Raw genomic sequence first — 12,228 nt, 5'->3', positions numbered from 1 at the left:
CAAAATTTTATGAAAAAACTTCTACAAAGTTTGTTCATTCTATTGTTTATAGCAGGAAGTGCTATAGCTCAAGATAGAACAATCACTGGTACAGTTACAGGAAAGGAAGACGGCTTGCCGCTCCCTGGAGTAAGTGTAAAAATTAAAGGTGCTGCAGGCGGAACCACAACAGCTGCAGATGGTAAATATTCAATCAGAATCACCTCACAAGCCTCAGCATTAGAATTTTCTTTCATCGGCTTTTCAACTCAAACACGACCAATCGGCTCGGGGAACGTGCTTAATGTTACATTATCCGGTGATTCAAAAACGCTATCTGACGTAGTTGTAACAGGCTACACCACGCAGGCAAAAAGAGATGTTACAGGATCTATAGCCAGCATTAGTGCTGAGCAGCTTAAAAATGTTCCGGTGCAGAGTTTTGAACAGGCATTGGCAGGTAAAGCAGCCGGGGTTAACATTATTCAACCAAACGGTGTATTAAACAATCCACCAGTTTTTAGGGTTCGCGGAATCAACTCCATCTCTTTAAGTTCTTATCCTTTGATCATTGTGGATGGTGTTCCTGTTTTTACAGGTGATCAATCGTCAAACAGTGCTGCAGGAAATGCATTAGGTGATATTAATCCTGCTGATATTGAGTCTATCGATGTTTTAAAAGACGCAGCTTCTTCAGCAATTTATGGATCAAGAGCCGCCAATGGCGTTGTGGTAATTACGACTAAAAAAGGTAAGCAAGGTGCCACCAAAGTGAATTACGAAGGATGGGTGGGCTCATCTAAAGCTCAAAATTTGAATCCTTTGTTAAATGCAGCAGAATACGTGTTGATTAAAAATGAAGCAAGAACCAACATCGGTTTAGCACCAGCATTTTTCTTACAAACCAGATCTGATGGCACACAGGTAGAAACCAATTGGTACGATTATGCCTATAGAACGGCTACTTCTCAAAACCATGCTTTAAATTTTTCGGGCGCAAATGAGAAAACCTCTTATTTCGTTTCATTGGGTTACAGTAATCAGGAAGGATTTATTATCAACAACTCTTTTGAAAGAAAAAATGGCCGTGTAAATATCGATCACAAATTATTTAAAGGCGTGAATGTGGGTGCAAATTTTGCTTATAGCAATACATTGAATAGAGCACCAAACACTGGCTCGCTTCCTGGATCAGCATTTAATACGGGTGGTTTAGGTCGACTGGCCTTTGTGTTGCCGCCAAACGTTTCTCCTTATAACGAAGATGGCTCATATAATGTTGCAGGTTCAGCAATAGGCTTAGGTGCAAATTTAATTGCTTCAAATTATCCTAACGCTGCTGCTCTGGTAAACTTAGATAAAAATACTTCTGAGAGTGATCGCTTAATTTCAAATGCTTATGTTTCCGTTCAGCTTTTAAAAGGCTTAACATTTAAAACAAATTACAGCATTGATAATTTAAAACTGGATAACAATGTTTTTGTAAACCGCCTTCAAGGGGATGGATTTTCTTACAATGGCGGTGCAACCAGTAATTTCTTAAAAAATAGCCGTTGGAATTGGTCAAATACCTTAAACTATTCAGCAACATTTGGCGATCACAGTATTGGTGCATTAGTTGGTGTAGAAGATCAATACACTAAAGCTTATGGTTACGGCGCTACCCGTCAAAATGTTATTGATCCGTTCATCGAAGTTTATCAAGGTGCTTTCGGTGCCATTACACCAGCAAACCTAGTTCAGTTTAATAATGCTTTCCGTTCATTCTTTAGTAATGTAACCTACGATTATAAGAAAAAGTACTATGTAACTGGTTCATTCCGTCGTGATGGTTTATCTGCATTATCTGCCGATAATAAATACGGTAATTTTGGTGGAGCATCAGCTGGTTGGGCAATTTCTGAAGAAGGTTTCTATAAAGAAAGCAACTTAAGTAAAATATTAACCAGAGTGAAAATCCATGGTAGTTATGGTTTGGTAGGTAATAGTGCCGTGGGTAACTATCCTGCCTTATACCTTTACAATCCAGGTTTATATGGTTCTGATCCGGCTTTATCATTTTCTCAGGCAGGTAATCCTGATTTGAAATGGGAGACGAGTAAAAAAGCCGATGTTGGAATTAATTTCGAATTCTTAAATGGCCGTTTCTCATTAGATGTTGATTACTACCATAACAATATCGATGGCTTAATCCAAAATGCGCCACAGGCACCATCAAAAGGTATTCCGGGCAACTCAATCTTAGCCAATGTTGGTAAGATGAATAACAAAGGTTTTGAGTTTACCATCAACTCTAAAAACTTCGAAGGTGACGATTTCAGCTGGAACACCAGTTTTACTTTGAGTACTTTGAAAAATACAGTAACTGAATTGGGAAATAATAATGCCGATTTATTTGGTGTTACCCAATTGGAAACGGCCAATATCACTAGAGTTGGTTACCCTATTGGTTCACTTTATACGGTACCGACCGCAGGTGTTGACCCAGCTACAGGTGAAAGAATTTTTATCAACAGATTCGGACAAAAAGTTAGATTTAGTTTCCAAAGAGCAACAGCTGCCCGTTATCAATATTTGGAAGGACCAAATGCCGGGCAGAATGCGCCAGCGATTGATGCCGCACTTGATGCAACAATTACTGGTCAGGCTATTCCAAAATGGTTTGGTGGTTTAGATAATAACTTCCGTTACAAAGCATTCGATTTAACCCTAGGATTAACTTTCTCAGGAGGTAATAAGGTTTATTATGGATCGCTTGCAGGTCTTCGTGATCAACGTTTCTGGAATAACGAGGCCGGAATGATGGATAGATGGACTACTCCAGGTCAGATTACCGATATTCCCCGTTTGGTATATGGCGATAACGTATCCAATGGTTCTGCATTTGCGCAATCACAAAATGTGTTCTCTGGTAACTTCTTAAAAGTTCGTAACCTGGCCTTAGGTTATACATTGCCTAAGGAATTTTTGAATAAATATGGAATTTCGAATGTAAGAGTTTACGCACAATCGAGCAACCTTTGGATTATTTCTAACTACCCAGGGCCAGATCCTGAGGTTTCTGTTAACGGAAACTCTACAGGGGCCTCAAATAGTGGAAACTTAGCTCCTGGAGTAGATAGAAACTCAGTGCCATCGGCAAGAACATTTACTTTCGGTGTTAATGTTGGATTTTAAAATAAGAGAATCATGAAAATTAAAATAAACAATAATATAAAATATCTTTTTGTTGCAGCACCCCTTCTGTTTGCAACATCTTGTAAAAAAGATTTCCTTAATACGGCGCCTGATACCACGCTGCCGATTGAGGCTGCATTTTCTACTCCTGCCCGAATATTGTCGCAGGTTAACGGCGTATATGCGGGTGTAAAGGCAGGCAACTTCTATGGCGGCCGCTACCTGATCTATAACGATATTCGTGGAGAAGAATTCATCGTAAATAAACCGAACGGTGTTACCAATCTCGATACATGGCGTTTTAATGTCACCTCAAACACCAGTGAAGTAAATAACCTATGGGGAGCAGCTTATGCTGCAATTAACAGAGCAAACCTGGTAATTGAAGGTGTAAATGCAAACGCAGCTTTAATTACCCCGGCACTTTCGAAACAGTATATTGCAGAAGCTAAATTTTTAAGAGCACTGTGTTACTACAGTCTTTTGCAACTTTATGCTAAACCATATATTACGGATAACGGCGCCAGTTTAGGTTTGCCATTAAGGTTAAAAGCGGAAAAGGATTTAACAGGTAATGATTTAAAAAGAAGTACTGTTGCAGAAGTTTATACGCAAATTTTAAAAGATTTGAACGAAGCAGAGCCAGATTTGGCTTTAACCCTGGCAGCAACCAGAGCCTCGAGAAATACGGCAATCGCGTTAAAAACACGCGTGTATTTATCAATGGGCAATTTAGCATCAGTGGTAACAGAGGCAAACAAGATTGTAAGTGCAACGGCACCATTTTCGGCAACAACCGGAGTAGCCAACAAATTGGAGACGAGCATTGCAACTGTATTTGGGGGAAGTTATGTAGGCACAGAGGCCTTGTTAAGCTTCCCAATGACAGATTTAGATGCGCCAGGTACGCAGAATCAATTGGCTTATTACTACAATTTAGAAAGTTTAGGTGGAAACCAGGAGTATTTCTTAAATGTATCGGGCATTTTTGGTAATGCTGCATTTGCTGCAGCTTCACCTGATGCCAGAAAAACGCTAACGACAGCGGTAGGTACCAACACTTATTTAACCAAGTTCAAAAAACCATCACCATATACTGATTATGTTCCTGTAATTAGATATGCTGAAGTATTATTAAACTTGGCAGAAGCGACTGTGGTTAGTGATCCAACCCGTTCTATCGCCTTATTAACAGCGGTTAGACAGCGTTCAAATCCTGGGTATGTATTTCCAGCGACAGATTTGTTGCCAGCTAATTTAAAGAATACCATTCTTACCGAAAGAAGAATTGAGTTGTTGGGTGAAGGTTTCAGGTCTCCTGATGTTATGAGATTAGGACTTGGCTTCGTAGCCAAAAGTGGTTCGCAAGGAACAGCTCCAGCAATTCCTTTCAATACAGCAGGTTATATATGGCCAATTTCAGCTACTGAGGTGCAAAATAATAAGCTTATTGTTCAGAATTAACAGCACAGTTTTTAAACGCAAAAAGCCAGCATTCGCTGGCTTTTTGCGTTAATCAAAAATAACCTATTTCTTATCTACACTATATTTTCCAGGGCCGATAAAAATCAAGCTGAAAAATATAATACCCAACTCTATTGCATGGCTTGCACCTTTCAGGCCGTCGCCTTTGCCAAAATGAACCAAAGCAGCAATAGCCATTGTAAAAACCAATAACATACAAGCAGGGCGAAAAAATAACCCCACAATTAGCAAGAAGCCGCCAAAGGTTTCAGCTACAGCAGCCATAAAGCCCCAAAACATGGGTAAGAAATCAATGCCTACAACTTTCATGCTGCCGCCTAAACCTGCCCAGCCAGAAGGACCACCAGCCAATTTTGGGAAACCATGAATAATAAACATCATCCCTAAACCAATGCGGAGAATCAATAGGCCAGTGTTGCGATACTTACCCAAACTATCAAAAATTGCCATGTTATAAATATTTAAATTGAACGTCGTTTTTTTCTACTTTTAATTCTACTTCAGCCCCCAAAACCATACATAAATTATTGTCAATATGTCCGGTGGGGAAATGGAAACAAACAGGATAATCATAATCTTTCACGATATCCCAAATTACCTGCTCTGCCGTTTGTCCGAAAGAGATCTTCTCTTCAGCTATTTCATTAAATGCTCCGATAATTAAGCCTCGAAGGTTTTTTAGCTTTCCGGCACGCTTCAGCATCCTCAACATTCTATCAATACTATACTCTTGCTCACCAACATCTTCAAGAAATAAAATTTTATCATCAAAATCCATCTCCGAAACTGATCCTTGCATCATGACAAGCAATGTTAAATTTCCACCTATTAAAACGCCTGTTCCAACACCCGGTTGGTTATTAAATTCGCTGCTATAATGATAAGTTTGCCGCTCGCCAAAAATTACCTTTTTTAATGACGCCAAAGCTTCAGGAGTAGATTCATCGAAAGTATAAGGCATTTGCGCATGTAAACATTGAATCTGGGTTTGCGCTATAATGTGCGAAAGTAAAATCGTCACATCACTAAATCCAATAAACCATTTCGGGTTCTGCTTAAACTTTGTAAAATCGAGTTCGTCGATAATTCGGATGGTTCCATAACCCCCGCGACCGCAAATAATCGCTTTTATGGTTTCATCATCCAAAAAATGCTGAATATCGTGGGTTCTCAATTCATCTGTACCGGCAAACTGATGGTGACTTGCATATACACTTTCGCCAATAATAACTTCTAAGCCCCAATTTTCCAGAATGGAAATTGCACTATCAATGGATTTAGGTAATTTCTTTGCCGGACAAACGATGGCAATCTTATCTCCTTTTTTTAAATACGGGGGCTGCTTAATCATCTTTAAAACACTTATCTTTGCCAAATTAATAAAAATTGTTTTGGATAATAGTAAAATAAAAAGATATACCGTAACGGCAGCGCTTCCATATACCAATGGACCCGTACATATTGGGCACCTTGCGGGTGTTTACATTCCTGCTGATATATATGCCCGCTACCTTCGGTCGAATAAACGCGATGTGAAGTTCATCTGCGGGTCGGATGAAAACGGTGTGCCCATTACTTTGAAGGCAAAACGCGAAGGAATTACTCCTCAGGAAGTAGTAGATAAATACCATAAAATAATCGGCGATTCCTTTAAAGAGTTTGGGGTTTCTTTCGACATTTATCACCGTACCTCTTCTCAAACCCATCATCAAACGGCTTCAGATTTTTTTAAAACCCTTTATGATAAAGGTGTATTCACCGAAGAAATTACCGAGCAATATTACGATCCTACGGCGAAACAATTTTTAGCCGACCGATATATCACAGGTACTTGCCCAAAATGTGGCAATGAGAACGCCTATGGCGATCAGTGTGAAAACTGCGGTTCTACCTTAAACGCTACCGATTTAATTAATCCAAAATCTACGCTTTCGGGAGATAAACCCATCTTAAAGGAAACTAAAAACTGGTTCTTGCCTTTAGATCAATACGAAGATCGCCTGCGGACTTATATTGAAAGCCATAAAGAGTGGCGACCAAATGTTTACGGGCAGTGCCAAAGCTGGTTGAATGCTGGGTTACAGCCCCGGGCCATGACCCGCGATTTAGATTGGGGCGTACGTGTTCCGCTTCGCGATGCCGAAGGTAAAGTATTATATGTGTGGTTCGATGCTCCAATTGGCTATATCTCTGCCACCAAAGAACTTTGTAACTATGCCAAACTGGATGTTTGGAATCCAAAAGCCGAAGAATATTACATCAGTAATTACGAAGCGGGTAAATGTGGTTGGGAGGAATATTGGAAAAGTGATGAAACCAAATTGGTACATTTCATTGGCAAGGATAATATTGTTTTTCACTGCATCATTTTTCCGGCCATGTTAATGGCGCATGGCGAATACACCCTGGCCGATAATGTACCAGCCAATGAGTTTCTAAACCTCGAAGGACAGAAGATCTCTACCTCTAAAAACTGGGCAGTTTGGTTAAACGAATACCTGCGTGAGTTTGAAGGCAAACAAGATGTGTTGCGTTATGTACTTACCGCAACAGCACCAGAAACAAAGGATAACGATTTTACCTGGAAAGATTTTCAGGCCAGAAATAATAACGAGCTTGTCGCTATACTTGGCAATTTTGTAAACCGCGTAGTGGTACTTACACATAAATATTTCAATGGGATTGTGCCCACCTGCATGGAAATTACTGAAGTTGATCAAGCTGTAATTGATGAGCTGGCGGGTTATCCGGCAAAAATATCGGCATCAATAGAGAATTATCGTTTTAGAGAGGCTTTATCCGAAGTGATGAATGTTGCCCGTTTGGGAAATAAATATTTAGCAGAAACGGAACCCTGGAAGCTGATTAAAACAGATGAAGACCGCGTAAGAACCATTTTGCACTTGTCGCTCCAAATCGCAGCAAATATTCAAATCTTAATTGAGCCTTTTCTACCGTTTACAGCAGAGAAGTTAATGAAGATGCTGGTGAATGGTGGTCACGATTGGGATGATGCGGGAAGTGTGAGTTTGCTTAAACGCGGTCATCAGATTGGAGAAGGCGTATTGCTTTTCGAGAAAATTGAAGATGCTGAAATTGATTTTCAGATTGAAAAACTGAATCAAAGTAAAGCAACCAATGCCGCGAGTGCTGTTGTGGCTACTCCTGCTAAAGAGAATATTAATTTCGATGATTTTTCTGCAATGGATATCCGTGTGGCAACCATCGTAGCGGCCGAAAAGGTAGAAAAAACTAAAAAGTTATTAAAACTAACCGTAAATACCGGTATCGATGAACGAACGGTAGTTTCAGGTATTGCAGAATATTATAAGCCAGAAGATATTATCGGCAAGCAAGTGAGCATGATTGTTAATCTTGCTCCCCGTGAAATTAAAGGGATTTTATCACAGGGAATGATTTTGATGGCCGAGAACTCGGAAGGTAAATTAACCTTTGTTGCTCCGGTTGAAAAGTTTCAAGAAGGTAGTATTATTCGATAATATATCATTAGGATTTGCATCAAGCCCCGGAGTTATTCGGGGCTTTTTTTGTGCCTGATTAATGAGGCTATCCCAAAGGATAGCACTACCCTTTGGGATAGTAGGGAGGTTTGCTCAGGTGTTAAGGCTAAATTTGTCTGGTAAATTTAGAAACAGGAAACCATCACGATTTTTTGAAACCACATAGTGGAATGAATCAATCTGATCGCTTCATCACCCTAAAAAATATATACAGATGAAAAATATCCTTCATATTATGTCAAGTCCTCGTGGAGAGGCCTCTATGAGCATTAAACTAGGTAATGCCATTATCGATAAAATTCAGTCGAAATACCCAGGATCAAAGGTTAAGGAAAGTAATCTTATCAACAAGCATTTCCCTCACCTGGAGGAAGCGCATCTTAATGCTTTTTATACGCCTGTAGAACAGAGAAGTCCTGAAAATCGACTTGCTGTACAACATTCTGATGAGGCGATTCAGGAAATAAAAGATGCTGATATTTTAGTCATTGGTGTACCTTTTTACAATTTCGGCATCCATTCTACGCTTAAAGCATGGATTGATCACATCGCCAGAGCTGGCGTTACCTTTCAATACGGAGCAAGCGGACCTGAAGGTTTAGTTAAAGGAAAAAAAGTTTATCTGGCCATTGCCTCTGGTGGCGTATATTCTGATGGACCGATGCAGGCCTATGATTTTGCCGCACCTTATTTAAAAGCTGTTCTCGGCTTTCTGGGAATGACAGATGTTACTGTTTTCAGAGTAGAAGGCGTAAATATGCCTGATCTAAAAGAAACTGCTTTAGAAAAGGGGATAGAAAATATTGAAATAGCGTATTAATTCTTACACTGAAAAAAATAAAGAGTTTGATTTCAAACTAAACCTGCCTAGCCATAAGCCACAGTAGCAGCTGCGACCGATTGGCTTGGCAGGTTAAATTATAGATGTAAAGGTTAAAATTTCCTTTCAAACCTATCTCCCGTTAACTGGTATACTCCGCTTGGGTTTGCGCCGCCGAACCACAATTCGCCTTGAGGGGTTTTGTAGATTGTCCAGATGTGTTGGCTCTCCAGTCCATCTGCTTTAGTAAAATTCTTCATCAACTTTCCATCATATCGCCATACACCAGATCCTACGGTTCCAAACCATATATTTCCGGACTGATCTTCGGCAAGTGCAAAAACTTTTTCTAACGAATTCCCCCCGGTGTCGGCTTTTCTAAGTTTTTGTTCAACAGTAAAATTAACAACCTTGTTGCCGTCGTATCTCAATACACCTATCCCGTTGTTGCCAATCCAAAGGTTGCCTTTACGATCTTCCATGATGGCTCTGGTGTGGAGATGCCCGGTTTTGTCGCTCAAACCCAGAGTCGAATCGTTCAGAATTTTAAAATTGTTTCCGTTATAGCCCAGTACTGCGCCATAGGAGCTAAACCAAAGTCTGCCATTTTTGCCCTTCGCAAAAGCCGTTGATATCGAATAGTGATTTTCATGCCCTACTCTGGAACGAATGGGAAATGTGCGGTAGGAGAGGTTTTTTCCATCATATTCGTACACGCCGGGGTTGCCTTCAAGCTGATTATAGGCTTCCATCTCATTTCCCTTAAACCAAATACTATTCTTGTTGAGCTTCCAGTCGTTTTTTTTATGGTAATCCTTCTGGGTATAAACCGCCATTTTACCATCTTGATATCGGCTTAAGCCCCTGCCGCACTCAAACCAAACCCCACCATTTTTATCTTCATAAATGTTCCGTACCTGATGATCAATTAAACCATTCGACTTATTAAAATATTCAAATTTCCCTTCATGAAGCAGCGCAACACCCTCCTGGTGACTGCCAAACCAAATATCTCCTTTGCTATCTGCAAAAATAGAGCGGATCCCAGTGGTGTATTTCAACATTAAAGGGTTGATATCTTTTTGGCTGTAACGATTTTTGTCAGTAAATCCGTTAATCCCTTTTCCAGCATTTGGGTCGATCATTGCTACAACGATAAAGGCGACTGATAAGCCGCCAAAAAGTAGCAGGTAAAGCCAAACCGCCTTCGCCTTCATCATCAAATACCGATTAAACAGATACTGGTTTCCTGCAGGTGCGATCATTTGTTCTATCAAAAATTATTTCCGTTTACTAAACAGCCATTTTGGAATCTCCTCAGTTAATAAAAACGGAATTACAATGTTGTTGTGATTTAGATTGGTGAAGGTTGTGAAAACGAGATTTTTGTTGGAAGCCAATCGATCAAATAAAGCCAAACTACTCTGGTATGGGTTTTCGTCGTCTTTTTCGCCATGGATGAGCCAAATGTTTTTTAGCCTTATCTTTTGAAGGTTAGAGAAATCTGAAACGGCTGCGATAGAAACGGTTGCTGCAAATTTATCTGGCGCCAGGTTCAGTAGATTTTGTGCAGTAGAGGCGCCCATGGAGTAGCCGATCAGGTAAATTCTATTTCGATCGATATCAGGATATTCCTCTACCAATTGGGCAATCAATTTCAATAAAGCAGAAACATCCGCAGAGGGTTTTGAAATTGCAGTACCCACCTCATCATTCGCATAGTTGGAAGATCGACTGTTGAATTGTGGTGCCACCACATAGCATGGATAGTCATTATAAATTTCAGGTCGGAGCCAGATTTTTGCCAGTGGCTCCAGTTGCTGCTCATTGTCGGTGCCTATTCTGGTGGAATTATGAAAAGTTATCACCAAAGGGTAACTTTTCTTTACGGATTTAGGCGCTTTAGGTAAAAGCAGGCGATACGGAATTTGGATGCTATCAAGAATGAAATCCCTCTTGAGCCATACATTTGTATTCAAACTATTTACTATCTTTCTGTTTTGGGTAAAAGTCAAACTATCAACAATGGTTTCCTTTACAAGCTTTTTTTGCGCAAAAGCAAGATTTGTATTTACATTTAATAGGAAAAAAAGAGCAATTAAAATAGGGTGGAATATTTGTTGGAGCATGTGTGTGATTAGCTTACTGGAGGCACTTAAATTCGAAACGTTGACAGCAGCAAGTTAGCTTATTTAAGCGATATTCACGTTTGTTCATCCGAAACCAATAAGCGCAATCGAAGCATGCTGAAAATCAATGAATAATATAAATAGGAATATCTTTTTTAAAACTAGCCTTGCTGAGAATTCGTATTTAGCATGTACATCTGGAACTAACTGATGTATAATTTAGGTTAAACACAAGTGAATCGCTCGTGTATTTAAACGTTACCTCAAGCACTTTAGACACACAAGTTAAAAAGTGATCACATCAGCAGATGCACAAATTGCATCTGCTGATTTTTTATACGATAATGTAGGTTAGCCTTTAGAAACTCTGTTCAAAGGTTTTGTCGAAAGTAAACTTCAAGTTAAGATGGCCAATAAAGCACGTTAAACTTATGTCCGTCTGGGTCCGAAAAGCCAAAGGTGTAACCTTTTTGATAATTTTCTTTCCCGGCGTAAATAGCGGCTCCAGCAGCCTTCGTCTTTTCAAACCAGGCATCAACTTCTTCGCGGCTTTCTGCTGAGAGACTAAATATAATTTCAGTTCCGGTGTGAAGCGCCGTGCTTTCTAACTTTGCTGCATTGGTAAATTGCTGTTCCGTAAAGAAATGAATAATAAAATGATTATTGCCAAAAGAAAAGCTCACCAGATCGGCAGTTCGCGCTCCATTTTGTTTAAAGCCAAGCGCATTGTAAAATTCAGCAGTTCGTGCCAGGTCTTTCACGGCAAGATTAGCCCAGATCATTTTCGTTTCCATAACAAAAATATGAGGTGAATATTTAATGCAACAGATAACATCCGCTATTGTTTAGGATAGCCTCTTCGAAGGATATCATCCCAAACATTAAGTTCACACATTTAGCCTCAAAACTTTTATTATATTTGCGGCATAAATGGTCCCGTAGTTCAACGGATAGAATAGAAGTTTCCTAAACTTTAGATATGAGTTCGATTCTCGTCGGGACCACTTTTTAACATTCATTAAAATTCAAAGGGGTTCAAAAAACCCCTTTTTTGTATCTTTAAAGGCGGTTTTTGTTTATAATTGAAAAAATAAGGTACCACGAAATTCAATGAAAA

Annotated in this window: 9 protein-coding genes and 1 tRNA gene; 5 read left to right on the top strand and 5 right to left on the bottom strand. The window is 39.7% G+C overall.

The genetic code is table 11. The annotated features are described in order from the left end of the window. Nucleotides 1-9: 9 nt before the first annotated feature. Both ASE92_RS12720 and ASE92_RS12715 read left to right on the top strand, forming a co-directional pair. The gene (locus tag ASE92_RS12720) at nucleotides 10-3,156 is read left to right on the top strand and encodes a TonB-dependent receptor (protein WP_056850497.1); all 3,147 of its coding nucleotides are present in this window, start codon (nucleotides 10-12) and stop codon (nucleotides 3,154-3,156) included. 12 nt (nucleotides 3,157-3,168) lie between these two features. Beyond that, nucleotides 3,169-4,620: a RagB/SusD family nutrient uptake outer membrane protein gene (locus ASE92_RS12715; protein ID WP_056850496.1), complete on the top strand. Its 1,452-nt coding sequence runs from the start codon at nucleotides 3,169-3,171 to the stop codon at nucleotides 4,618-4,620. 63 nt (nucleotides 4,621-4,683) lie between these two features. Here the strand turns inward: ASE92_RS12715 and ASE92_RS12710 are convergent, their stop codons facing one another. Then, complete coding sequence (locus ASE92_RS12710) at nucleotides 4,684-5,091, bottom strand: DoxX family protein (RefSeq protein ID WP_056850495.1); 408 nt, start codon at nucleotides 5,089-5,091, stop codon at nucleotides 4,684-4,686. A 1-nt stretch (nucleotide 5,092) separates the two neighbouring features. Then, complete coding sequence (locus ASE92_RS12705) at nucleotides 5,093-5,992, bottom strand: LD-carboxypeptidase (RefSeq protein ID WP_056850494.1); 900 nt, start codon at nucleotides 5,990-5,992, stop codon at nucleotides 5,093-5,095. A gap of 40 nt (nucleotides 5,993-6,032) precedes the next feature. Here ASE92_RS12705 and metG point away from each other — a divergent pair, with 40 nt between their 5' ends. Together metG and ASE92_RS12695 are read left to right on the top strand one after the other, a co-directional pair. Continuing rightward, nucleotides 6,033-8,141, top strand: a complete 2,109-nt coding sequence (gene metG, locus ASE92_RS12700) for a methionine--tRNA ligase (RefSeq protein WP_157255740.1) — start codon at nucleotides 6,033-6,035, stop codon at nucleotides 8,139-8,141. A 235-nt stretch (nucleotides 8,142-8,376) separates the two neighbouring features. After that, nucleotides 8,377-8,982 carry an FMN-dependent NADH-azoreductase gene (locus ASE92_RS12695; RefSeq protein WP_056850493.1) on the top strand — a complete coding sequence of 202 codons (606 nt, stop codon included), beginning with the start codon at nucleotides 8,377-8,379 and terminating at the stop codon, nucleotides 8,980-8,982. Between the two features lie 113 nt (nucleotides 8,983-9,095). On the opposite strand, the gene ASE92_RS12690 is transcribed toward ASE92_RS12695, so the two are convergent. The 3 genes from ASE92_RS12690 to ASE92_RS12680 form a co-directional block, all read right to left on the bottom strand. Next, nucleotides 9,096-10,247 carry a two-component regulator propeller domain-containing protein gene (locus tag ASE92_RS12690; RefSeq protein ID WP_056850492.1) on the bottom strand — a complete coding sequence of 384 codons (1,152 nt, stop codon included), beginning with the start codon at nucleotides 10,245-10,247 and terminating at the stop codon, nucleotides 9,096-9,098. 15 nt (nucleotides 10,248-10,262) lie between these two features. Further along, on the bottom strand, nucleotides 10,263-11,111 hold the full coding sequence (locus ASE92_RS12685; RefSeq protein ID WP_056850491.1) for a prolyl oligopeptidase family serine peptidase: 849 nt from the start codon (nucleotides 11,109-11,111) through the stop codon (nucleotides 10,263-10,265). A 401-nt stretch (nucleotides 11,112-11,512) separates the two neighbouring features. Then, nucleotides 11,513-11,905 (bottom strand): VOC family protein, encoded by a 393-nt coding sequence (locus ASE92_RS12680; protein WP_056850490.1) that lies wholly within the window; start codon nucleotides 11,903-11,905, stop codon nucleotides 11,513-11,515. A gap of 138 nt (nucleotides 11,906-12,043) precedes the next feature. Here ASE92_RS12680 and ASE92_RS12675 point away from each other — a divergent pair. Continuing rightward, a tRNA-Arg gene (locus ASE92_RS12675) sits at nucleotides 12,044-12,115 on the top strand. Nucleotides 12,116-12,228: the final 113 nt, after the last annotated feature.

The organism is Pedobacter sp. Leaf41 (assembly GCF_001422545.1).
In the GTDB taxonomy this organism is placed as follows: domain Bacteria; phylum Bacteroidota; class Bacteroidia; order Sphingobacteriales; family Sphingobacteriaceae; genus Pedobacter.
The sequence above is the reverse complement of the archived record's forward strand: the minus strand, read 5'-3'. Positions and strand labels throughout refer to the sequence as shown.